Source organism: Streptomyces sp. NPDC021622, from assembly GCF_040640795.1.
In the GTDB taxonomy this organism is placed as follows: Bacteria; Actinomycetota; Actinomycetes; order Streptomycetales; family Streptomycetaceae; genus Streptomyces.
In genome coordinates this window covers 332,079-354,168 of record NZ_JBFACK010000002.1, presented here as the reverse complement: position 1 = coordinate 354,168, position 22,090 = coordinate 332,079, and the positions used below count along the sequence as shown (strand labels likewise).

General features: G+C 70.6%; 20 protein-coding genes and 1 pseudogene. 9 read left to right on the top strand and 12 right to left on the bottom strand.

What is annotated here, in order from left to right:
* Positions 1–81: 81 nt before the first annotated feature.
* Positions 82–840, bottom strand: coding sequence for a hypothetical protein (locus tag AB0G47_RS05930; protein WP_360764484.1), 759 nt, complete (start codon positions 838–840; stop codon positions 82–84).
* Between the two features lie 104 nt (positions 841–944).
* On the opposite strand from AB0G47_RS05930, the gene ggt reads away from it, so the two are divergent.
* Positions 945–2,759, top strand: coding sequence for a gamma-glutamyltransferase (gene ggt, locus AB0G47_RS05925; protein WP_360764482.1), 1,815 nt, complete (start codon positions 945–947; stop codon positions 2,757–2,759).
* A 9-nt stretch (positions 2,760–2,768) separates the two neighbouring features.
* Here ggt and AB0G47_RS05920 read toward each other — a convergent pair whose 3' ends face one another.
* A complete protein-coding gene (locus tag AB0G47_RS05920) occupies positions 2,769–4,625 on the bottom strand; it encodes a hypothetical protein (protein WP_360764480.1) in 1,857 nt (618 codons plus the stop codon).
* 151 nt (positions 4,626–4,776) lie between these two features.
* On the opposite strand from AB0G47_RS05920, the gene AB0G47_RS05915 reads away from it, so the two are divergent.
* Positions 4,777–5,028 carry a helix-turn-helix transcriptional regulator gene (locus tag AB0G47_RS05915; protein WP_360764478.1) on the top strand — a complete coding sequence of 84 codons (252 nt, stop codon included), beginning with the start codon at positions 4,777–4,779 and terminating at the stop codon, positions 5,026–5,028.
* A 240-nt stretch (positions 5,029–5,268) separates the two neighbouring features.
* Here AB0G47_RS05915 and AB0G47_RS05910 read toward each other — a convergent pair.
* Positions 5,269–5,466 (bottom strand): annotated as a pseudogene (locus tag AB0G47_RS05910) (ergot alkaloid biosynthesis protein); the annotation flags it as partial.
* Here AB0G47_RS05910 and AB0G47_RS05905 point away from each other — a divergent pair.
* From AB0G47_RS05905 to AB0G47_RS05880, 6 genes are all read left to right on the top strand, one after another.
* Positions 5,433–5,936, top strand: coding sequence for a TetR/AcrR family transcriptional regulator (locus tag AB0G47_RS05905; RefSeq protein WP_360764476.1), 504 nt, complete (start codon positions 5,433–5,435; stop codon positions 5,934–5,936). The pseudogene AB0G47_RS05910 and the gene AB0G47_RS05905 overlap by 34 nt on opposite strands.
* Before the next feature lie 106 nt (positions 5,937–6,042).
* Entirely contained in the window at positions 6,043–7,563 is a 1,521-nt protein-coding gene (locus AB0G47_RS05900; protein WP_360764474.1) for a hypothetical protein, read from the top strand.
* Positions 7,564–7,777: 214 nt separating this feature from the next.
* Complete coding sequence (locus tag AB0G47_RS05895; RefSeq protein ID WP_360764472.1) at positions 7,778–8,620, top strand: nitrilase-related carbon-nitrogen hydrolase; 843 nt, start codon at positions 7,778–7,780, stop codon at positions 8,618–8,620.
* Entirely contained in the window at positions 8,617–9,900 is a 1,284-nt protein-coding gene (locus tag AB0G47_RS05890) for an aspartate aminotransferase family protein (RefSeq protein ID WP_360764470.1), read from the top strand. The genes AB0G47_RS05895 and AB0G47_RS05890 overlap by 4 nt, the downstream gene beginning before the upstream one ends.
* A gap of 92 nt (positions 9,901–9,992) precedes the next feature.
* Positions 9,993–11,396 (top strand): dihydropyrimidinase, encoded by a 1,404-nt coding sequence (gene hydA, locus AB0G47_RS05885; protein ID WP_360764469.1) that lies wholly within the window; start codon positions 9,993–9,995, stop codon positions 11,394–11,396.
* A 61-nt stretch (positions 11,397–11,457) separates the two neighbouring features.
* Complete coding sequence (locus AB0G47_RS05880) at positions 11,458–12,480, top strand: TIGR03842 family LLM class F420-dependent oxidoreductase (RefSeq protein ID WP_360764467.1); 1,023 nt, start codon at positions 11,458–11,460, stop codon at positions 12,478–12,480.
* Here AB0G47_RS05880 and AB0G47_RS05875 read toward each other — a convergent pair.
* From AB0G47_RS05875 to AB0G47_RS05845, 7 genes are all read right to left on the bottom strand, one after another.
* The gene (locus tag AB0G47_RS05875) at positions 12,458–13,057 is read right to left on the bottom strand and encodes an ATP/GTP-binding protein (protein ID WP_360764466.1); all 600 of its coding nucleotides are present in this window, start codon (positions 13,055–13,057) and stop codon (positions 12,458–12,460) included. The genes AB0G47_RS05880 and AB0G47_RS05875 overlap by 23 nt on opposite strands.
* Positions 13,038–13,487: a DUF742 domain-containing protein gene (locus AB0G47_RS05870; RefSeq protein WP_360764464.1), complete on the bottom strand. Its 450-nt coding sequence runs from the start codon at positions 13,485–13,487 to the stop codon at positions 13,038–13,040. Before AB0G47_RS05870 ends, AB0G47_RS05875 begins: the two co-directional genes overlap by 20 nt.
* Positions 13,484–13,945, bottom strand: coding sequence for a roadblock/LC7 domain-containing protein (locus tag AB0G47_RS05865; protein WP_360764462.1), 462 nt, complete (start codon positions 13,943–13,945; stop codon positions 13,484–13,486). Before AB0G47_RS05865 ends, AB0G47_RS05870 begins: the two co-directional genes overlap by 4 nt.
* Positions 13,942–15,408 carry an ATP-binding protein gene (locus tag AB0G47_RS05860; protein ID WP_360764461.1) on the bottom strand — a complete coding sequence of 489 codons (1,467 nt, stop codon included), beginning with the start codon at positions 15,406–15,408 and terminating at the stop codon, positions 13,942–13,944. The genes AB0G47_RS05865 and AB0G47_RS05860 overlap by 4 nt, the downstream gene beginning before the upstream one ends.
* A complete protein-coding gene (locus AB0G47_RS05855) occupies positions 15,405–16,253 on the bottom strand; it encodes a nitrate- and nitrite sensing domain-containing protein (protein ID WP_360764459.1) in 849 nt (282 codons plus the stop codon). The genes AB0G47_RS05860 and AB0G47_RS05855 overlap by 4 nt, the downstream gene beginning before the upstream one ends.
* Before the next feature lie 117 nt (positions 16,254–16,370).
* Positions 16,371–17,153: an MHYT domain-containing protein gene (locus tag AB0G47_RS05850; protein ID WP_360764457.1), complete on the bottom strand. Its 783-nt coding sequence runs from the start codon at positions 17,151–17,153 to the stop codon at positions 16,371–16,373.
* Positions 17,154–17,386: 233 nt separating this feature from the next.
* Positions 17,387–18,367 (bottom strand): LysR family transcriptional regulator, encoded by a 981-nt coding sequence (locus AB0G47_RS05845; RefSeq protein ID WP_360764455.1) that lies wholly within the window; start codon positions 18,365–18,367, stop codon positions 17,387–17,389.
* Positions 18,368–18,440: 73 nt separating this feature from the next.
* Here AB0G47_RS05845 and AB0G47_RS05840 point away from each other — a divergent pair, with 73 nt between their 5' ends.
* A complete protein-coding gene (locus AB0G47_RS05840; protein ID WP_360764453.1) occupies positions 18,441–19,961 on the top strand; it encodes an aminotransferase class I/II-fold pyridoxal phosphate-dependent enzyme in 1,521 nt (506 codons plus the stop codon).
* On the opposite strand, the gene AB0G47_RS05835 is transcribed toward AB0G47_RS05840, so the two are convergent.
* Together AB0G47_RS05835 and AB0G47_RS05830 are read right to left on the bottom strand one after the other, a co-directional pair.
* Complete coding sequence (locus AB0G47_RS05835) at positions 19,886–21,571, bottom strand: cytochrome bc complex cytochrome b subunit (protein WP_360764451.1); 1,686 nt, start codon at positions 21,569–21,571, stop codon at positions 19,886–19,888. The two genes, AB0G47_RS05840 and AB0G47_RS05835, sit on opposite strands and share 76 nt — an antisense overlap.
* Before the next feature lie 225 nt (positions 21,572–21,796).
* On the bottom strand, positions 21,797–21,997 hold the full coding sequence (locus AB0G47_RS05830; RefSeq protein WP_360764449.1) for a hypothetical protein: 201 nt from the start codon (positions 21,995–21,997) through the stop codon (positions 21,797–21,799).
* Positions 21,998–22,090: the final 93 nt, after the last annotated feature.

Here is a 22,090-nt window from a genome sequence, read left to right as displayed (position 1 = left end):
CACGGAGAGAGGGACGAAGGTCCTGATCGGTTGCCTCTTGCCCGGAATTGCCGCCTAGGTCACAGAAGCGCCCGGAGACCGCTACTTGGCGCGATGTGAATTGCGCGGCGGAGCCACCGCGGGCGCCGGGGCCTGCGCGGCGCGGGTCACGTCCGCGACCAGCTCGACGACATCGGCGCCGTACGCCTGGGAATTGACGACCTTCAGGAGCAGCACGAACGTGTTGCCGCCGTGCTTGCGGGCCAGCTTCTCGTGGTGGCGGGCGAGATAGCGGGTCGCCGCCTGGTTGGTGATCGCCCGCTGGCCGCAGAAGAGGAACACGGGTCTCGCCTCCTGGCCCTGCCCGGCCGTGAGCCGCGCGAGGATCACGTACTCCGTGGTGCCGCCCTCCATGCGGTAGCGCTCGCTGCCGATCTGGAAGGCGCCGCGGTCCGGGCCGGGCTCCGGGTCGGTGTTGACGCGGACGCCGGGCAGCAGGGAGTGCATGTGCGCGGCCATGCGGCGGTTCGCGGCCGGGGCGCCGACGCAGAACTCGGTGCGCTCGCCGAAGCTCTGCTGTGCGGCGTCGTGCGCGACGAGCTGGGCGTGCGCCCCGCAGTCCTTGATCAGCGCGGCGAGTTCGAGGAGCGCGAACACGTCATGGCGTACGACGGTGAGATCGGGACCGCCCCCGTCGCGGTTCACCACGAGCAGCGACTCGGAGTTGTCGGGCAGCCCGAAGAAGGCCTGCTTGCGGCGGAGCTTGCGCCGCCACAGGTAGGAACGGGCGAGCCAGCCCAGCACGGCACAGAGGCCGGCCGCGATCAGGCCGAGGGCGATATTGCGCACGTCTTCGGTCATGGGGGCGCATGCTAGCGGGCTCCCGGACCCGTGTTCGAGGGGGTCCTGACGTGGTGGGGGAGTCGAAGTTACGCTGCGCAGACGGCTGTTGACTGGAGGTACGAATGCGTCGTGCTGTCGTACGGAATCTGACGCTATTGGCGGTCGGAGGGGTTTTGGTGTCGGTCGGTGCCGCCACGCCCCCTTCGTCTCCGCGCTCAGCTGAAAGCCCTGCTCCGGCCACGGGGAAGGTGCCGGTGGCCGTCGGATACGGCGGCGCCGTCTCCAGCGTCGACCCGGACGCTTCCGCCGCCGGGATCGAGGTCCTGAAGAAGGGCGGCAACGCGGTGGACGCGGCGGTCGCCACGGCGGCGGCGCTCGGCGTCACCGAGCCGTACTCGGCGGGCGTGGGGGGCGGCGGCTACTTCGTCCACTACGACGCGAAGACCCGCAAGGTGAGCACCATCGACGGCCGAGAGACGGCCCCGAAGACCGCCGACTCCGGACTCTTCCTCGAGAACGGCAAACCGATCCCCTTCGAGGACGCCGTCACCAGCGGCCTGGGCGTCGGCACCCCCGGCACCCCCGCCACCTGGCAGTCGGCCCTAGACCGGTGGGGCAGCAGACGCCTCGGCACGCTCCTGAAGCCCGCCGAGCGCCTGGCGCGCGACGGCTTCACGGTCGACCCGACCTTCCGCGCGCAGACCGAGTCGAACCAGAAGCGGTTCAAGGACTTCCCCGACACGGCGAAGCTTTTCCTGCCGGGCGGTGAGCTGCCGGTCGTCGGCTCGACGTTCAAGAACCCCGATCTTGCGCGTACGTACGAAGAGCTGGGGCGCGAGGGCGTCGGGGCGCTGTACCGGGGCGGCATCGGCAAGGACGTCGTCCGCACGGTGAACAAGCCGCCCGTCGACCCGGCGTCGGGGCGGGTCGCCAGACCCGGCGATCTCTCCGCCGCGGATCTGAAGGCGTACGCAGTGAAGGGCCAGGCCCCGACGAAGACGTCCTACCGCGGGCTCGACGTCTACTCGATGGCGCCGTCCTCGTCCGGCGGGACGACCGTCGGCGAGGCGCTGAACATCCTGGAGCGCACCGACCTGTCCAAGGCCTCGAAGGCGAAGTATCTGCACCGCTACATCGAGGCGAGCCGCATCGCCTTCGCCGACCGGGGGCGCTGGGTCGGCGACCCCGCGTTCGAGGACGTACCGACGAAGGAACTGCTCTCGCAGCGGTTCGCCGACTCGCGGGAGTGCCTGATCCGCGACGACGCGGTCCTGAAGAGCCCGCTCGCGCCGGGCGATCCGCGCGATCCGGCGGCGTGCGGGTCCGGTGACAAGGCCGCCCCGACGACGTACGAGGGCGAGAACACGACGCACCTCACGGCCGCCGACAAGTGGGGCAACGTCGTCGCCTACACCCTGACCATCGAGTCGACGGGCGGCAGCGGGATCACCGTGCCGGGGCGTGGCTTCCTGCTCAACAACGAACTGACCGACTTCTCCTTCGCGCCCGCCAGTCCTTCCGTGCACGACCCGAACCTGCCGGGTCCCGGCAAGCGGCCCCGGTCGTCGATCTCGCCGACGATCGTCCTCGACCGGCACGGGAAGCCCGTGGTCGCGCTCGGGTCGCCGGGCGGCGCGACGATCGTCACCACCGTCCTGCAGACCCTGACGGGCTTTGTCGACCGGGGGCTTCCGCTGGTCGACGCGATCGCCGCGCCGCGCGCGAGCCAGCGGAACGCCGCCCAGACCGAGCTCGAGCCGGGGCTGTGGGACAGCCCGCTGCGGCCCGAGCTCGAGTCGATCGGCCACTCCTTCAAGCAGAACCCCGAGATCGGGGCGGCCACCGGCGTTCAGCGTCTGCCGGACGGCAAGTGGCTCGCCGCTGCGGAGAAGGTGCGCAGGGGCGGGGGGTCGGCGATGGTCGTACGGCCGGAGTAGGACATGCCCCTAGCGGGGCGCGCAGTTCTGCTCCAGCTCGTTCGCCGCCCAGCGGATGGAACCCTCCGGGTCGTCGTGCAGAAACCGCAGGGCGGGCAACGCCTCACGTACAGCCGCGAGTTGGGCGTCGCCGCGGCCGCCGCGGGCCTGGTGGACGTCCGCCAGGTCCGCGATGAGCAGGAGCAGCGTGCTGCGGGACTTGTTGTCCGGGTCCGTCATGAGCTCGACCAGGAACGGGACGGCCGGGACGGCGGCGGTCGACGCCGCCTCCTTGGAGACGAGGAGGCGGTAGAGGTCGTGCACCGCGTCCATGGCCGTCTTCTTGTCGTCCGACGCCACCTTGCCGATCAGCTCGGGGACCATGTGGCCGGGGCCGCGCGCGGTCCACAGCGAGCCCCAGTCCACGTCCTCCAGGCGCAGTTGGAGGTCGCGGTGCGGCCACAGTTTCGCCAGGTCGAGGCGGAGCGCCGCCGTGGACTCCGCGTCGGTGACCCGCAGGGTGCCGTCGGTGTCGAGGCCGAGGAACTTGATGCCGGTGCCGAGGCGCAGGTTCGCGACCGCGTCCGACACCAGGTCCCAGACGCGCACCAGGCCGTCCGCCCAGGCCGCGGCGAGCGCGGGACCGGTCGGCAGGACGGCGGCGGCCAGGGAGTTGACGGGGGTGTTCCTGCGGGCGAACGGCGAGCGCATCGGCTTGCGGCGGGTCGACCAGTAGCGGATCACGCCGTTCGCGTCGCCGCTCAGGACCAGGCGCGTGCTCGCAAGCTCCAGACAGGTCACGGAGGTCACCGGGGCGCGGTGCAGGGTGAGCGTGATCGTCTCGGGGTCCTCGTCGTCGGTCTCCCGGACGTGCACCCGGCCTTCCGTGTCGCCCGCCACCACCATCGTCGGACCCTGCAGACAGGCCACCGCCCTGAGCGTGCTGCGCTCTTCGACCAGCGCCGCCGCCTCACCGGCCACCACCGGCGGCTGCGGGTACTGCCGGGTCAGGACCGTCCACCGCCCGCGCTCATCGGCGTCCCCGGCCTGCAGCGCGACCGGGCCGAGGTCCTCCAGCGGCTCGGGCACCTCGGCCGGCGGCCTGATGTCCTTGTCGGTCCACTCCAGGCCCAGCGTGCGGGCGACGTCGAGCAGCGCGGTGCGGGTCCGCGCGTTGATGACGATCTTGAAGTCGGCCCCGGGGCCGCGGCCGTGCCGGATCACCGCGTCCGGAGCGCCGTACGAGAGGGCGTCCGTGCCCATCTCCTGCCAGGGCAGCAGGCCCAGTTCGCGGTACGAGGCCTCGAGGCGCCGTACGACCTCGGGGTCGGCGTCGACGGTGTCGCGGCCGAACCGCAGCGTATATCCGTAGTGCGCGGGCATCCGCTCGAAGGCCAGCTGCATCAGGAACTCGGAGAGCGAGCGGCTCTGCACCACCCACTTGCCGCCGATGCTCACGACGACCCGGGGGTCGGGGAGTCCGGCCTCGGCGGCCAAGTAGCCCCACTCATGGGCGTAGTGGTACTCGGACATGAAGACGCACACGCGGTCGTCGTCACCGGGGCCTATGAGCCCGCTGTCCTCGTCCACGTCCATCTCGGAGAGCTTCGGCGGCCACTGGGTGTGCACCCAGTACAGCCGCGGGTTGAAGGCGAACGAATTGAGCGGCGAGTCCCACCATTCGTTGAGCGCCTGCGGGACGGGCAGCTCCCAGTCGATGCCCCCCTCCTGGTTCTCACCGCCCCAGCGCGAGTGTCCGGGCTCGCCGCCCGGGTCCACATAGCCCCACTCCCGCTGCACCTCGTCGAGCAACGACCAGCGGGGGCGACCCTGTTGACGCCCCAGCCGGTCGGCGAACTGTCCGTAGTCAATGATCTCGTGTGTCACCGGAGCATCGTACGAACGATCTACGCTGCCGATGTCGTGGTGGTGTCACAGTGCTGTGAGGATGCGCGAACCTCCGCCCGGGCCGATCGCTCCAATAACTATACCGGTATGAGAATGGTCCTCGGGGTGGGGTCGGTATTAGAATGGGCGCATGGTGCGGACCCCCTTGACCCCCGAAGAGCGCGAACGCGGCGAGCGACTCGGCCTGCTGCTGCGCGCGGCGCGTGGCGAGCGGAGCATGGTGGAGGTGGCCGCGACCGCCGGACTCTCCGCCGAGACACTCCGCAAGATCGAGACGGGCCGGGCCCCGACGCCCGCGTTCTTCACGGTGTCGGCGCTGGCGATGGCGCTGGGCCTTTCCCTGGACGAGGTGGCAAAGGCGTGCGCACTGGTGCCGGTCTGATCCACGGGCCCCGAAGGCGCGCGGGGCTGTGACATATGCGGCTCCGCCGCGCGGGCGCGACAAGCCATGACGCGCCGCCGTGGGCGCCCGAAGGGGCGCGGGGCTGTGACATATGCGGCTCCGCCGCGCGGGCGCGACAAGCCATGACGCACCCGCAGACGCATACGGCGCCCCCACTGCCTGAGCTCCAGTCGCCGCTCAAGCCGCGCGCGGAACTCCCCGGTGGAGACCGGGTGATAAGCGGCGTACGCCCCCGTCCCGCGCGCGTTCCAGGAACGGCAGCATCACGCGGGCGGGATCGGCGTCACCGATGGGCGGTACGAGATAGACGGCGCAGACATCGCAGAGCGCGGGCCCGTGGGTGGCGGGATCCGCCCAGTCGAAGCGGACTTGGCGGGTGCCCGGTGCGGGGCTGCGGCTCCCCGCGCGGACCGGCAGGCCCCGGAGCCGGCAAGGGCACGGTCTTCCGGTACTTCTCCGACCGCACCGGTCTGCTGAAGGCGCTGGTCGTCGAGGAGACCCGGCAGCTGCGCGAACAAGTCCTGCACGGGGCGCCGCCGTTGGGGCCGGGAGCGCCGGACGATGAGCGGCTGCCCGCGCTGCTGGCGGCGCTGCTCGACCTCAAGCTGAACCAGCGCGCGCTGATGCTCGCCCTGGAGCGGGCCGAGACCGACAGTCCTTACCTCAACCCCACCTACGACCTGTGCCACTCCGAAGTGGCCGGGATGCTGTCCGGCGTACACGGCGACGCGGCGGCCGGCTACCTCGCGCACGCCCTGCTCGCCGCCGTCCGCGGTGACCTCGTCGAGCATCTGACCGGCCAGGGAGCCGATCCGGACGAGCTCCACGCGGGCCTGCGCCGGCTGTGCGGGTCCGTCCTGGCTCACCGTGCGGACGGGCCCGTGTGAGGCGCTGCGGGCCGGGCGGAAAACTGCGTGTAGTCGTCCCGTAACACGACTGGTGTTATCTTCCGGACCGGAAGACTCCAGGCTCCATGGGGCGGTGCTGGCTCGGATGGCAGTAGGACAACTCCCGGATCAGGTACGGGAGTTCGCGATATATCTGCGGGATCTCCTGGCGCGGCTCGACTCCGGCGCCGGGTGGTGCGGCGTGTTCTGGTCGCGTGACCCCGACGGCATGCAGGCCTGCGTCGACGGCGCGGAGGTGCCGCCCTGGGACGTCGTGGAGGCGCTGCTGCACGATCTCGCCGCGGCGTACGGGGAGCGGGCCGCCGAGCAGGAGACGCGGCGGGCGCGCGCCCTGCACGCCGCCTCGCTCGCGGCGTACGACGCTCGGCCCGGCGGCAGTCGGCTGCTCGGCGAGCGCCTCGACATGATGATCACCGAGCAGCGGTACGCGGTGGAACGGCAGGCGGAGCTCGGACGTTCGCTCGCCGCCGCGGTGACGTCCGACGAGGTGGAACGGCTCAACCGTGACCTCGCCTGGGTGCGGGACGACCATGAGCGGGCCACGGCGCGCTGTACCGAACTCCGGGAACGCATCGAGCGGTTGGAGCAGGCGGACCGTCCCCAGTGGGTCGACCTGGGCACGCCGGACGCCGGGGTTTCGTCGTACGGGGTCGGTGTCGACGTCGATGCCGCGTCGGCGGAGTACACCGAGTACGCGGAGCATGGCGAGTACGTGGAGCAGACGGAGTACTCGCAGTACGGGGCGCACGGGGAGTACGGGCAGTCCGGCGGCGATGCCTCACCGCCGGACTTCGGCGCGGCACCTTTCGACTCCGCCCCTGATGCTGCCCCCGCTCCCGAGGAGCCCCGCGTCCCCGAGCCGGCCGCCGCCCCGCGCCGCCGACCGCGCGGCGCCCGCTTCGCCGGCTTCGACGAGGACGCCGCCGACCCCGTCGTCGTACCCGAGATGGCCGCGCCGCAGTCCGCCGGGCGCACTCCGCGCGGCGCACGGTACGCGCACGCCGACGACGGGGCCCGCGAACCGGCCTCCGGTGACGTCGACAGCGACAGCGGCAGTGTCTTCATCGGACCGGACCGCGACGGCGACCGCGCCACCGCCGAAGCCGTCGCCACACTCGTCAGGCTCCGCCGCGAGGGCCGCAGCGGCGAGGCACACGGTGTGCTCGTCGAAGCGGCGGGCTGGCCCGCGGGCCGCCTCCCGGCGCTCGCCGGTGAACTGCACCGCGCGGGCCTCGGCGCCGACTGGTCGACGCTGCTCTGGGAGGCCGCGTCGCTGCCGCCCGACCGGCTCGTCGCGCTTGCCGACGCGCTCGCCGGGTCGGGCCGCGCCGACGACTGCCGCAAGCTGCTGCGGCAGGGCGTCGCACGGCCCGCGCCGGAGATCGCCGAGGCGGTGCTCGCGCTGATCGACGCAGGCCGCGAGCGCGAGGCCCGTGCGCTGCTCGACGCCTATCTCCGCGTCCGTACCGCCGAGGACGCGGCCGGCTGCGCGCACACCGATCCCTACCGCCTCATACCGCTGCTCCTGGGGGCGGCCCAGGGCGTGTCGGACGAGCACCACTGGGATCTGGTGCACGCGCTGCGCGTGGCCGGATTCAGTGCCTGACGCCGTCTGACGCCGCCAGGCGGCGCTCGTGTCCTGATCGCCGGGTGATCGCTTCTCGCCCGCTCGGGTGCGAAACATGATCGACTCCGCCGGTTAACGGCGATGGTCTTGCCCAGCAGGTCGACGAGGCTTACGTTCTCCTATCTACGCATCAAGTCTACGGGCGTAGAAGCTCTCTGACGTCCCATCACGGACTTGCGAAGGAGCAGCTCTCATGGCCACCGTCGTACGCGCCGCACTCGTCCAGGCGACCTGGACCGGCGACACCGAATCCATGATCGCCAAGCATGAGGAGCACGCCCGCGAGGCGGCCCGCCAGGGTGCGAAGATCATCGGCTTCCAGGAAGTCTTCAACGCCCCCTACTTCTGCCAGGTCCAGGAGCCCGAGCACTACCGCTGGGCCGAGCCCGTGCCGGACGGACCCACCGTCACGCGCATGCGGGCGCTGGCCCGCGAGACCGGCATGGTCGTCGTCGTGCCGGTCTTCGAGGTCGAGCAGTCCGGGTTCTACTTCAACACCGCCGCCGTGATCGACTCCGACGGCTCGTACCTCGGCAAGTACCGCAAGCACCACATCCCCCAGGTCAAGGGATTCTGGGAGAAGTACTACTTCAAGCCGGGGAACGCGGGCTGGCCCGTCTTCGACACCGCGGTCGGCAAGGTCGGCGTCTACATCTGCTACGACCGGCACTTCCCCGAGGGCTGGCGCCAGCTCGGCCTGAACGGCGCGCAGATCGTCTACAACCCCTCCGCCACATCCCGCGGCCTCTCCGCCTACCTCTGGCAGCTCGAACAGCCCGCGGCCGCCGTCGCCAACGAGTACTTCATCGCCGCGATCAACCGCGTGGGCGTAGAGGAGTACGGCGACAACGACTTCTACGGCACCTCGTACTTCGTCGACCCGCGCGGCCAGTTCGTCGGCGAGACCGCGAGCGACAAGACCGAGGAACTCGTCGTCAGGGACCTGGACTTGAGCCTGATCGAGGAAGTACGCCAACAGTGGGCGTTCTACCGCGACCGCCGTCCCGACGCGTACGAAGGGCTGGTCCAGCCGTGAGGGATCTGTACAGCCGCCACAAGTCCGTCCTGCCCGAGTGGCTCGCGCTCTACTACGCGGAGCCGCTGGAGATCACCCATGGCGAGGGCCGCCATGTCTGGGACGCGGACGGACGCAAGTACCTCGACTTCTTCGGCGGCATCCTCACCACCATGACCGCGCACGCGCTGCCCGAGGTCACCAAGGCGGTCAGCGAGCAGGCCGGCCGGATCATCCACTCGTCCACGCTCTATCTCAACCGGCCGATGATCGACCTGGCCGAGCGCGTGGCGGGCCTCTCCGGCATCCCCGACGCCCGCGTCTTCTTCACCACATCGGGGACCGAGGCCAACGACACGGCCCTGCTCCTGGCCACCGCGCACCGCCGCTCGAACCAGATCCTGGCGATGCGCAACAGCTATCACGGCCGCTCCTTCACGGCCGTCGGCATCACCGGCAACAGCGGCTGGTCGCCCACCAGCCTCTCGCCGCTCCAGACGTTGTACGTCCATGGGGGCGTCCGCGGCCGCGGCCCGTACGCCGAGCTGACCGACGCCGAGTTCACCGAGGCCTGCGTCGCCGACCTGCGGGACATGCTCGGGCAGGCGCGCGGGGGAGCGGCGGCGCTGATCGCCGAGCCGATGCAGGGCGTCGGCGGCTTCACCTCACCGCCGGACGGGCTCTACGCAGCGTTCCGCGAGGTCCTGCGGGAGCACGGCATCCTGTGGATCTCGGACGAGGTGCAGACCGGCTGGGGCCGCACCGGCGACCACTTCTGGGGCTGGCAGGCGCATGCCGCGAGCGGCCCGCCGGACATGCTCACCTTCGCCAAGGGCATCGGCAACGGCATGTCGATCGGCGGCGTCGTGGCGAGCGCCGACGTCATGAACTCCCTCGACTCCAACTCCATTTCGACGTTCGGCGGCTCCCCGGTCACGATGGCGGCGGGCAACGCCAACCTCACCTACCTCCTGGAACACGACCTCCAGGGCAACGCCCGGCGCGTCGGCGGCCTCCTCATCGAGCGGCTGCGCGCCATCTGCGCCCAGATCCCCGTCGTACGCGAAGTGCGGGGCCGCGGCCTGATGATCGGCATCGAACTGGTCGATCCCACGACGGGCGAGGCGAATCCGCGGGCGGCGGCCGCCGCGCTCGAAGCGGCACGCGCGGGCGGCCTCCTGATCGGCAAGGGCGGCGGCCACGACACGAGCGTGCTGCGCATCGCGCCGCCCATGACGCTGACGGTCGCGGAGGCGGAGGAGGGGGCGACGATCCTGGAACGAGCCCTGAGCGGCGTGTAATCCACGCCCGCCACCTCTCCAGCCCCAACCCGCCACGCCCGCCCGCATGTACGTACCTGCGTACGCCCAAGCCTGAAAGGGAGCGCCCCACCATGAGTACCCGCACCCTGATCCGCGGCGGTCTCGTCATCACCGCCGCCGAGGAGACCCACGCCGACGTGCTGATCGAGGACGGCCGGATCGCCGCGCTCGCCGCGCACGGCACGGACGCCGCCGAAGCGTGGACCGCGGACCGCGTGCTCGACGCGACCGGAAAGTACGTGATTCCGGGGGGAGTTGACGCGCATACGCACATGGAGCTGCCGTTCGGCGGCACGTTCGCCTCCGACTCCTTCGAGACGGGCACCCGGGCGGCCGCCTGGGGCGGCACCACCACCATCATCGACTTCGCGGTGCAGAGCCAGGGGCAGTCCCTGCGCGCGGGCCTGGACGCCTGGTACGCGAAGGCCGACGGGAAGTGCGCCATCGACTACGGCTTCCACATGATCCTCTCCGATGTGAACCAGCGGTCGCTGAAGGAGATGGACTTCCTGGTGGAGGAGGGCATCACCAGCTTCAAGCTCTTCATGGCGTATCCGGGGGTCTTCTACAGCGACGACGGGCAGATCCTGCGCGCCATGCAGCGCTCGGCGTCGAACGGCGGGCTGATCATGATGCACGCCGAGAACGGCATCGCGATCGACGTCCTGGTCGAGCAGGCCCTCGCACGCGGCGAGACGGATCCGCGCTACCACGGAGAGGTGCGCAAGGCCCTCCTGGAGGCGGAGGCCACCCACCGCGCGATCCAGCTGGCACGGGTCGCGGGGGCTCCGCTGTACGTCGTCCATGTGTCGGCGGAGGAGGCCCTCGCGGAGCTGGCGGCCGCGCGGGACAAGGGACTTCCGGTCTTCGGCGAGACGTGTCCCCAGTACCTCTTCCTCTCCACGGACAATTTGGCGGAGCCGGATTTCGAGGGCTCGAAGTACGTCTGTTCAACTCCCCTGCGCCCGCGCGAGCATCAGGCGGCGCTGTGGCGGGGCCTGCGCACGAACGACCTCCAGGTGGTGTCCACCGACCACTGTCCGTTCTGTTTCGTGGGCCAGAAGGAGCTGGGCCGCGGCGACTTCTCCAAGATCCCGAACGGGTTGCCGGGTGTCGAGAACCGCATGGACCTCCTCCACCAGGCCGTCGTGGACGGCCACATCACGCGCCGCCGCTGGATCGAGATCGCCTGCGCGAGCCCGGCGCGGATGTTCGGCCTGTACGGCAAGAAGGGCACGATCGCGCCGGGCGCGGACGCGGATGTCGTCATCTACGACCCGCATGCCTCGCAGGTCATGTCGGTGGAGACGCATCACATGAACGTGGACTACTCGGCGTACGAGGGAAAGCGGGTCACCGGGCAGGTGGAGACGGTCCTGTCGCGGGGCGAAGTGGTCATCGACGAGCGGAAGTTCACGGGGCGGGCCGGGCACGGCTGCTATGTCCCGCGCGGCACGACGCAGTACCTCGGCTAGTGACGCAGTACCTCGGCTAATCCAGTACCTCGGCTACCTCGGCTAGGAGAGGCGACGCACCATGGATTTCGGACTCGTCCTGCAGACCGACCCGCCGGCTTCGCAGGTCATCAGCCTGATGAAGCGCGCGGAGCGCAACGGCTTCCGCTACGGCTGGACCTTCGACTCGGCCGTGCTGTGGCAGGAACCCTTCGTCATCTACAGCCAGATCCTGGCGAACACCGAGCACCTGATCGTCGGCCCGATGGTCACCAACCCGGGCACGCGGACGTGGGAGGTGACGGCGTCGACCTTCGCGACCCTGAACGACATGTACGGCAACCGCACGGTGTGCGGCATCGGACGTGGCGATTCGGCGATGCGGGTGGCGGGCCGCAAGCCCAACACGCTGGCCCGGATCAGCGAGGCCATGAAGGTGATCAGGACGCTGGCCTCGGGCGGGGAAGCGGACCTGGGCGGCGGCACGGTCGTCCGCTTCCCCTGGATCAAGCCGGATGCCCAACTACCGGTCTGGATGGCGGCGTACGGACCCAAGGCGTTGAAGATGGCGGGCAAGGAGGCCGACGGCTTCATCCTCCAACTCGCCGACCCCTACCTGACGAAGACGATGATCAAGGCGGTGCGCGACGCGGCCGCGGCTGCGGGCCGCGACCCGTCTGACGTGAAGATCTGCGTGGCGGCACCCGCGTACCTCACGGAAGACGACTCACCGGCGGCGCTTGCGCACGCCCGCGAGCAGTGCCGCTGGTTCGGCGGCATGGTCGGCAACCATGTGGCGGACCTGGTGGCCAAGTACGGCGCACACTCCGACGTGGTCCCCGAGGCGCTGACGGAGTACATCAAGGCCCGCGAGGGCTACGACTACTCCCACCACGGGCGGGCCGACAACCCCGACACGGCGTTCGTGCCGGACGAGGTCGTGGACCGCTTCTGTCTCATCGGGACGGCGGAGCAACAGGTCGCGAAGCTACGGGAGTTGAAGGCCCTCGGGGTCGATCAGTTCGCGGTGTACGCGATGCATGACGCTCGGGAGCGGGTCATCGACGGGTACGGGGCGGAGGTCATCCCCGCCCTGCGGAACTGACGTTGTGCTGTATGACGTGTTCCACCAGGGCGATCAGTACGTCCTTTGCCGATGCCCGGTCTCGTACGTCGCACAGGCTGATGGGCACGTCGGGCGGCAGGTCGAGGGCGCGGCGCACGGATTCGGGGGTGTGGGTGCGGACGCCGTCGAAGCAGTTCACGGCGATGGTGAAAGGGATGCCGCGGCTCTCGAAGTAGTCGACCGCCGCGAAGCAGTCCGCGAGGCGGCGGGTGTCGGCGAGGACCACCGCGCCCAGGGCGCCGGTGGCCAACTCGTCCCAGACGAACCAGAAACGGTCCTGGCCCGGGGTGCCGAAGAGGTAAAGGACGACGTCGTCGGCCAGGGTGATGCGGCCGAAGTCCATGGCGACGGTCGTGGTCGTCTTGGTCTCCACCCCCTGAAGGTCGTCGACCGGGCGGGAGGCCTCGGTGAGCTGTTCTTCCGTGTGCAGGGGTCGGATCTCGCTGACCGAGGCGACCAGGGTGGTCTTGCCCACGCCGAAGCCGCCGGCGACGAGCAGTTTCAGGGCGGTGAAGTCGGCGGCGGGTGTGGCGTGTTCAGAGTGCGCGGAGGCCATTGATCACTTCTCGCAGGAGAGGGATGTCGGGGCGTGCGGTGTGTGCGGGGGCGGCGGGCGGGGTGATGCTGATCAGGCCGTGGGTCGTCAGGTCGCCGAGCAGGACGCGTACGACACCGAGCGGGAGGCCCATGTCCGAGGCCAGGTCCGCGACGGGGCGCGGGCCGCTGCCGCACAGCGTCAGCAGATCGCGCTGTTCGGGCGGCAGCGCAGGACCGGCGGTGGCTCCGGTGGCTCGGACGACGGCCATCAGGTCGATGCGCTCGGCGCCGTTGTCGGTGTGGGCGCGGCCCGCGGTCATGGCGTAGAGGCGGACGAGAGGGCCTGCCGCCTCGTCGTAGCGGTCGGTCCAGGCGTCGGTGGTCCGGTCGGGGTGCGGTCCTGGCCGGTTCGGGTGCGGGTCGTGCGGGTTCGGGGGCGGGGTCGTCATGGGGCGTCGTCGCCGTCCGTCCTCGTGGGGACGTCCAGGTGTTCGCGTACGCGCTCGACGAGGACCGCCATCTCGTACGCCACCAGGCCGATGTCGGCATGTCCGTCCGTGAACACGGCGAGGCACGAGCCGTCGCCCGCGGCCACCACGAAGAGAAAGCCGCCCTCCAGCTCGACCATCGTCTGGACGACGCCGCCCGCGTCGAAGTGCCGGCCCGTGCCCTTGGCGAGGGAGTGGAAGCCCGCGGCGATCGCGGCGAAGCGCTCGGACTCGTCGCGGCCAAGACCTGTGGAGGCCCCGACGCAGAGGCCGTCGCCGGAGAGCATCACCGCGTACCGGACCTCGGGGACTCGTGTCACCAGGTCGTCGAGGAGCCAGTCGATGCCCGCCCCCGGTCCCTCGGGGGAGTGGTCGTCCCTGCCGCCGCCCAGGCTGGTGACGTTGTAGGTCGGGGTCATCGAAGACCTCCTTCAGTGGTGGTGTCCGGTTGTTCCCGCTGGGCCCGGCGGCGGCCGGAACTGAGGGAGGCCATGGTGGCTCGGGCCGCCTCGGGCGAGCGCCGGGTCGGGCGGGGTGCCGGCGGCTCCGGCTCGCCCTTGCGCAGCTCGGGGGCGAGGTTCGCCTGACGCACTCTGCGCGGGAGGCCGTCTTCGGTGGCGGGTTCCCCGTCCTTGCCGGTGATTGTGTCCGTGCGTTGGCGGGGGGACGGCTCCGGGGCATCCAACAGGGGCGGAGGCGGCTCCGGCAGATCCGGCTTTGGCGGAACGGGCTCCGGCGGAACGGGCTCCGGCAGAACAGGCGTCGGCAGATCCGGCTCCGGCAGCGGACGCAGACCCGGCTGCGGGGCCTCCAGGATGTGCCGCGGGATGACGATCAGCGCCGTCACTCCGCCGTAGACCGAGCGGCGCAACGTCACTTCGAGGTGCCGGCGCTGCGCGAGACGGTTGACCACGAACAGACCGAGCCTGCGGGAGTCGAGGAGGTCGATGTCCGTCGCGCGGATACGCTCGTTGGCCGCGGCCAGCGCGTCGTCCCCCATGCCGAGACCCCGGTCCTCGATCTCCAGGACGGCGCCGGCACCGACCTCTTCTCCGCGGACCACCACGGGCGTGTGCGGGGGCGAGAACTGGGCCGCGTTGTCGGTGAGTTCGGCGACGAGGTGCACCAGGTCGGCGACCGCGCTGCCGTCGAGCCGCAAATCGGGTATGCCCTCCAGGCGTACGCGCTTGATGTCCGCGGCCTCCGCGATGCCGGCCCGGACGGTGTCGATCAGCGGCACGGGGCTGCGCCAGGCGCGGCCCGGCGCGGAGCCGGACAGGATGAGCAGCGATTCCGCGTGCCGGCGCATACGGGTCGTCAAGTGGTCGAGCCGGAAGAGGTCTTCCAGCTCCGTGGGGTCGTCCGTGCGGCGCTCCATCGTGTCCAGAAGCGCCAACTGGCGGTGCAGCAGCGCCTGACTGCGGCGGGCGAGGCTGACGTACACGCCGGAGATGCCGGTGAGGACGGCGGCCCGGCCCGCGACGGCACGCAGGGCGGCACGTTGGACGGTGGTGAGCGCGGCTCTGACCTGCCCGACCTCGTCCCGGATTTCGGTGCGGGCGAGCGGCGCCTCCTGGTCGAGGTCGATGTCCTCGCCGTTGTGGATGCGGCGCATCGAGGCCGGAAGGCGGGTGGCGGCGAGGTCGAGCGCGGTGTTGCGCAGCCCGGTGAGGTCGGTGACGAGGCCGCGTCCGATCCGTACGGAGAGCAGCAAGGACACCGCGACGCCGACCAGGCCGAGAATCACCGCGAGGCCCGAACTGCCCAGCGTGGAAAGGGAGTAGGGCTCGGCTGTCGTGCCCGCCGCCGTCGCCCGGCGTTCGGCGTCGGCGAGGCCGGAGAGGGTCGGCGCCGCATCCGCCCGCCACTGCTCGGCTGTCACGGCGCCCACGGCACGGGGGGGGCACCGGCGTTCAGCACGGCGTCCTGGGCTTCGGTCACGCGGCTGGCGGCCTCGGCGTCGAGGACCTGGTGGTACGCGCCCGCGTGCGGCGGCTTCAAGTCCGGTACCGCTGCTCGCGTCAGCTCACGCTGCAGCGCGACGTCCCCGACGAACGCGCGGTACTGCACGGGTGACATGGCTCCCGTCGCCCTGGCGGCTCCCAGCACGGCGTCCTGCCGGCTCAACGCCTCGCGGGCACGGGCGAGTTCGATCACGTCACGGGAGTCCGAGCGCGCCTCGTTCCGCTCTCCGCGTTCGGCGCCGGAGAGCCCCGTACGCACCGCGAAGGCCCGCTCTACGGCGGTGGTGTAGCGGGCGAGAAGAGCGTCCGCTCCAGTGGTGCGGTCCTTGGCGGACGCGCGGGTCGCGGTGAGCGCCCGGGCACTGTCCTGGAGCCGTTTGATGCGGTCCGGCAGCGAGGCGTCGAGTGCGGCGATGTCGGTGGTGTCGGAGGCGATGCCGGAGCGCAGGGCGGTGACGGTCTTGTCGGTACGGGACACGGCAGCGTCCAGGGCACTCTCGGTCGCGGCGCTCGGGGCCGCGCGGTGGGCGACGGCCGCGGTGCGCTCGGCCTGTACGGCCGTGGTGAAATCCGAAATGGGCCTGATCAGAGCGGAGTTGATCTCCTTGAGCTGCTCGGTGGCCGAGACCTGGGATGCGGTGGTGACCGCGGCGTGGCCCCACAGGGCCATCAGCGAGACGACCGGGACGGTCAGCAGCGTGACGACCTTGGCTCTGATGGATTTGGGGCGCAGCCGTTCGGGCAGCAGAGGGCGTTCGGGCATGGCGAAGCGTCTCCTTGGCGGAGCAGGAGTGTTGGGGGGAGGGGGAAAGAGGGCGGAAGAGGGGGAGAGGCGAGGGGGCGCGAAGGGCGCGGGGGAGTGCTGGGCTGCGACGCGGCCTCAGGCGGCCGGCAGCTCCACCTCGCGCAGCGGCCGTGCGGCGGCCTCGTTCTGGGCACGCTCCTGGGCGCTCGGCGACAGGGCGACGTAGGCGCAGGTCAGGAAGAGGAAGGAGCCGAGGACCACGGCCAGCGGCAGGATGAAGGAGGTGGCGCTCGCGCCGTCGAGTGCGGTGGTTCCGGCGTGGACGGAGACGGAGGCGGCCGCCATGCCCGTGTAGTGCATGCTGCTGACGGCGAGGCCCATGACGAGGGCGGCGCCGGCGGCGATCGCGGGGCCGCGGATGGTGAGCGCGGCCCACAGCGCGGCCGATGCGGCGACGATGGCGATGACCACGGAAGCGGCGGTGACGACGGGATCGTACGAAAGGTCGCCGTTGAGCCGGACCGCGGCCATGCCGATGTAGTGCATCGCGGCGACGCCGAGCCCGGTGCCGAGCCCGCCGAGCAGGACGGACCGGATGCGGGAGCCGCCGTAACCGGCGATGAAGACGCCGCCCCCGACGACTCCGATGGCGACGATCAGGCTCAGCAGGGTGAGCGGGATGTCGTAACGGATCGCCGTACCGTCGACGGTGTAGCCCAGCATCGCGATGAAGTGCATCGTCCAGATGCCGGCCCCGATCGCGATCGACGCGGTGACGAGCCAGTTCCTTTTCGATTTTCCTTCGGCGGCCAACGCCCGGACGGTGCAGCGCAGTCCCAGCGCGCTGCCGACGACGGCCATGGCGTACGACAGGGCCGGAGTGATCCAGCCGCCTGCCAGATGGTGCATGTGACCCACGGAATTCCTCTCGCTCAGCGAGGTCGGCCCCCCGACGGTCCGGGACGCTAACACGCAGGCGATCTTCCGCAACACCGGTGGAATCACTGGCAGAAGCTGTCTACCAGCGGGTAAGCCCAAGATCAGGGGGCACGCGGCGACAGCGCGTCCATCGCCTCCGGATTCAGGTGCGACCCTTGTCACGCCGCGCCTCGGGGCGCTTCGGGCATTGGGGTCGAGACAACCGGAAGGTGTCACTCCGGCACGGAGTCGGCATCGGCGCCGACCGCGGCATCGGCACCCGCACCCGCATCGGCATCGGCATCCGCCCAGCGTCGCCGGATCTCTCCCGCCTGCCGGTCGAGGCAGTCCATCAAGGTCGCGATGGTGGAGGCCGCCGACGTGCGCAGGGTGACGACGCTGATCTCGCGCGCCAGGGGCTCGCCTTCGAGCTGTCGCAGGACGACGTCCGGATGCGGCGTCCCCAGGGCGAGGCGGGGGATCACCGCCACTCCGGCGCCCGCGGCGACAAAGCCCTGGACGACCGCGTAGTCGTCCGTCCGCAGCGTGTGCACGGGCTGGAACGAGTGTTTCGCGCAGGCACGCGCGAGAGCGCGGTCGCAGGGATCGCCGGGATCGGCGGCACCGATCCAGTTGTCCTGGCGCAGGTCCTCCAGGCGGACGTGCGTCTGGCCGGCGCAGCGGTGGTCCTCCGGCAGCACCAACTGCAGCGGGTCGTGCAGCAGGGGATGCAGATCGAAGTCGTCGTCGAGGTCGAGCCGGTCGCCCGGCTGGGAGAAGACGAGCGCCGCGTGCAGCTCCCTGGCCCGCAACCCCTTGAGCAGAGTGGGCAGTTCACCCTCGGTCATGGAGACGTGCACGTCGGCCTGGAGCAACACCTTGACCGCGGGCGGCAGCAGGAGGGCGCCGGCGGTCGGGAAGGTCCCGATGTGCAGGGTGCGGGTGCCCCGCTCGGCCAGGTCGCGGAGCTCCCGCTCGGCCAGACCGAGCCGCTCCAGGACCGCTTCGGCATGCGGCAGCAGGGTGGCGCCGAGTTCGTTGAGCTCGGCTCCCCGGGGTCCGCGCTGGACGAGCCGGGCACCGAAATGGGATTCGAGCGCGGCCAGGTGGTGGGTGATCGTCGGCTGGCTGTAGTGCAGCATCCGGGCCGCCGCCGCGAGCGACCCCTCGCGCGCGATCGCCGCAAGGACGTGCAACTGACGAAGCTCAAGCATATAGACAGCATATGGAGGGGTGCAGGTAACTCCTGTGTTCCTCGATGGCTGAATGCCTGCGACGCTCGGCGGCGTGAACAGCACCGCCACCGCGGCAATCGCCGCACAGTGTCCTGCCGCCGCAGGTCAGCACCATGCTCCGTACGCCGCGGCGCTGCGGGCCCATGCGGGCCGCGGCTGGCTCAGGCTGAATGTGCCCGGCCACGGGGCGGACACCGCCCGGTTCGATCAGCTGACGTCGCTCATGGGCCCCGACGCCCTCCGCCTGGACTTCCCGCCTCTCCTCGAGGGCCTCGATCTCGGCACCGGATCACCGCTGGCCCAGGCCCTCGACCTTGCGGCGGACGCCTGGGGCGCACGCCGCACCTGGTTCCTGACGAACGGGGCGTCGCAGGGAAACCAGATCGCCTCGCTCGTGGCTCCGTCCCTTGGCCGCGCACTCGTCGTCCAGCGCAGTGTCCATTCGAGTGTCATCGACGGTCTTGTCCTTTCGGGCCTGCGCGCCCGCTTCGTGCATCCGTCGGTCGACGCCGACCAGGGCATCGCGCACGGCATCACCCCTGAGGGCCTGGCCAAGGCGCTGGCGGAGCATCCGGAAGCCGCGGCCGCCTACGTGGTCACTCCCAGCTATTTCGGTGCGGCGGCGGACGTCCGCGGCCTGGCCGACGCCGCGCACTCCGCCGGCGTACCGCTGTTCGTCGACGAGGCCTGGGGCTCGCACTTCGGCTTCCATCCCGACCTGCCGGCCGGCGCCCTCGCCCAGGGGGCCGATCTGGTCGTCTCAAGCACGCACAAGCTGGCGGGCAGTCTCACGCAGGCGGCGATGCTGCACCTCGCCGAAGGGCCGTTCGCCGAGCGGCTTGAGCCGCTGGTCGACCGTGCCTTCCGGTTGGTCCAGTCGACGAGCGCGAGCGCGCTCCTGACAGCTTCACTCGACGTCGCGCGCGCCGCTCTCGTACGCGACAGGGCAGTCATCGGAGCCTCCGTGTCCGCCGCCGACCAGATGCGACGGGTGATCCGCAGCCTTGGCCGCTTCGCCGTCGTCAGCGACACCTTCGGGAGATTCCCCGACATCGCCGCCGCCGATCCCTTGCGGATCGCGATCGACACCCGCAGCGGTGGCATCAGCGGCCACGAGGCGCGGCACCGGCTGTCACGCGACCACCAGATCATGGTCGAGGTGGCGACGGACTCCGCGATCGTCGCGGTGGTGGGAGCGGGGTCCGTCCCGGACACGGATCGCTTCGTGGAAGCGCTGCACTGCCTCCCGTCCGCACCGCCGGACGGCGCGCCCACCGCCGACCGCCCGCGGCTGCCGCCCCCCGGACCCGCGCCGATGACGGCGCGCGAGGCCTTCCTCAGCCCTTCCCGGGCGGTACGCGCCGAGGACGCCGCGGGCATGGTCTCGGCCGACACCCTGGCGGCGTATCCCCCCGGAATCCCGAACGTCCTGCCGGGCGAGGTGATCACACGGGAGGTGGTCGACTTCCTCCAGCAGACCGCGGCGGCACCCAACGGTTACGTACGCGGCGCACTCGACCCTGCTGTCGGGGGCTTTCGCGTCGTCGATGCCGGCGCCTGCTCCTCGCCCTGAACTCCCGCGTCGACCATAGGACGCGGCTTCGGGATCTGGGCCCTGTCCCCGTACATCCACTGCGACAGCGCCACCCGCAGCCGCTCCGCCCGCCGCACCCGCCTGCGTACGCCGTGCTCGTCCGTGTCCGGCAGTGCTTCGAGCGGGATGGGCTGTTCGTGCTGGGTGAGGCGGTACAACTCGCCCTGCTCCAGGGGTTCGTGGACTTCCACGAACTCGCCGTGCGGCAGTCGCCGTATCCGGCCCGTCTCCCTGCCGTGCAGCACCTTGTCGTGGTCCCGTCGCTGGAGCCCGAGGCAGATCCGCCGCGTGACCACGAACGCGATCACCGGGCCCGCGAAAAGGGCAACCCGCACGAACCAGGTGACGGCGTTCAGGGAGAGATGGAAGCGCGTCGCCCAGATGTCGTTGCCGCCGCCGATCAGCGCCACGAAGAAGACGGTGAGCCAGGCGACGCCAAGTCCCGTGCGCACCGGGCGGTTTCGGGGGCGGTCCAGGAGATGGTGTTCGCGGTGGTCGCCGGTGATCCACGCCTCGATGAACGGATACACGCCGATCATGAGCAGGATCAGCGGGAACACGATGAAGGGGATGAACACGCCCAGGGCCAGGGTGTGGCCCCACAGGGTGATCTCCCAGCCGGGCATCACGCGGACGAGGCCCTCCGCGAATCCCAGGTACCAGTCGGGCTGTGCGCCCGTGGAGACCTGGTCGGCGCGGTAAGGGCCGTACGACCAGACCGGGTTGATCGCCGCGATCGCCGCGATCACCGTCACGACACCGAACACCAGGAAGAAGAATCCGCCCGCCTTGGCGAGATACACGGGGAAGAACGGCGCGCCCACGACGTTGCGTTCGGTCTTTCCGGGGCCGGGGAACTGGGTGTGCTTGTGGTAGACGACGAGGATCAGATGCGTCACGACCAGCGCCGCCATGATGCCGGGCAGCAACAGGACGTGGATGGAGTAGAAGCGGGCCACGATGTCGTCGCCGGGGAATTCACCGCCGAAGAGGAAGAACGAGAGATACGTTCCGACGACCGGTATGGACAGGAGCGCGCCCTCGACGAAACGCAGCCCCGTACCGGACAGCAGGTCGTCCGGGAGTGAATAGCCCAACAGGCCCTCGAACAGGGCGAGTACGAGCAGCAGCCAGCCGAACACCCAGTTCAGCTCGCGGGGTTTGCGGAACGACCCCGTGAAGAAGTGCCGCATCATGTGGACCAGCATGGCGGCGACGAAGATCAGCGCGGCCCAGTGGTGAATCTGCCGGATGAGCAGTCCGCCGCGTACGTCGAAGCTGATGTCGAGCGTCGATGCGTACGCCTCCGACATCCGGACGCCGTTCAGCGGGAGGTAACTGCCGTGATAATCCACCTCGTTCATCGACGGGTGGAAGAACAGGGTCAGATAGATGCCGGTGATGATCAGGATGATGAACGTGTAGAGACAGATCTCGCCCAGCAGGAACGACCAGTGGTCGGGGAAGACCTTGCGGAGGTATTTGCGGCTGATTCCGTAGATGCCGAGCCGTCCGTCGGCCCAGTCGGCGACGCGTTCGCCTCCCGTTGCCCGCTGCTCGGTCCGTTTCGGGGTGGTGCTCTCGGACATCCCTTGCCTCCCGTGGGCGCTCATACACGGGACGGGCCGGACGGGCGGAGTGTGACATGCCGGGGCCGGTGTGTGGCCCATGTCACGGAAGGGCGGGGCGCGTTGGCGCCGAGGGGTGGGATCGCGAGGTGACGCCGTGCGGCGACGCCGAGAAGTGGCGCAGCGAAGGGGCGCACCGTCCGATCTGGTGCGCCCCTTCGATCACCCACAGGTTCGACCCGGGGTTCAGGCCTGCCGGTCCCTCATCTCCTGCTGGCGCGCCGCGCGGTCCTCAGGCATACCGCGCTCCGCCTGCTGGCGCTGTCGATCGCTGCGCTGGCCGGCCTGACCGGGCTCCTGCTGCTGACGCGGACCCTGCTGGATGGGGTCCTGCTGGGGGTTGTTCCCCTGCTCGCGCCGGCGGGCAGATCGCTCTTGCTTACCCATGAGTGTCACTCCTCGTGAGTGTCGGGGGGATGGGTTCCCTCATCGTGACACGCACGGACACTCTGGGCATATCGGACGGTTACGCTGTGCGAT

Bases quoted from the DNA above. Each gene is read 5' to 3' on its own strand.
- AB0G47_RS05930 (WP_360764484.1), bottom strand. From the start codon at position 840: ATGACCGAAGACGTGCGCAATATCGCCCTCGGCCTGATCGCGGCCGGC.
- AB0G47_RS05915 (WP_360764478.1), top strand. From the start codon at position 4,777: ATGGTGCGGACCCCCTTGACCCCCGAAGAGCGCGAACGCGGCGAGCGA.
- hydA (WP_360764469.1), top strand. From the start codon at position 9,993: ATGAGTACCCGCACCCTGATCCGCGGCGGTCTCGTCATCACCGCCGCC.
- AB0G47_RS05900 (WP_360764474.1), top strand. From the start codon at position 6,043: ATGGCAGTAGGACAACTCCCGGATCAGGTACGGGAGTTCGCGATATAT.
- AB0G47_RS05875 (WP_360764466.1), bottom strand. From the start codon at position 13,057: ATGGCCTCCGCGCACTCTGAACACGCCACACCCGCCGCCGACTTCACC.
- AB0G47_RS05880 (WP_360764467.1), top strand. From the start codon at position 11,458: ATGGATTTCGGACTCGTCCTGCAGACCGACCCGCCGGCTTCGCAGGTC.
- AB0G47_RS05845 (WP_360764455.1), bottom strand. From the start codon at position 18,367: ATGCTTGAGCTTCGTCAGTTGCACGTCCTTGCGGCGATCGCGCGCGAG.
- AB0G47_RS05895 (WP_360764472.1), top strand. From the start codon at position 7,778: ATGGCCACCGTCGTACGCGCCGCACTCGTCCAGGCGACCTGGACCGGC.
- AB0G47_RS05870 (WP_360764464.1), bottom strand. From the start codon at position 13,487: ATGACGACCCCGCCCCCGAACCCGCACGACCCGCACCCGAACCGGCCA.
- ggt (WP_360764482.1), top strand. From the start codon at position 945: ATGCGTCGTGCTGTCGTACGGAATCTGACGCTATTGGCGGTCGGAGGG.
- AB0G47_RS05835 (WP_360764451.1), bottom strand. From the start codon at position 21,571: ATGTCCGAGAGCACCACCCCGAAACGGACCGAGCAGCGGGCAACGGGA.
- AB0G47_RS05865 (WP_360764462.1), bottom strand. From the start codon at position 13,945: ATGACCCCGACCTACAACGTCACCAGCCTGGGCGGCGGCAGGGACGAC.
- AB0G47_RS05830 (WP_360764449.1), bottom strand. From the start codon at position 21,997: ATGGGTAAGCAAGAGCGATCTGCCCGCCGGCGCGAGCAGGGGAACAAC.
- AB0G47_RS05855 (WP_360764459.1), bottom strand. From the start codon at position 16,253: ATGCCCGAACGCCCTCTGCTGCCCGAACGGCTGCGCCCCAAATCCATC.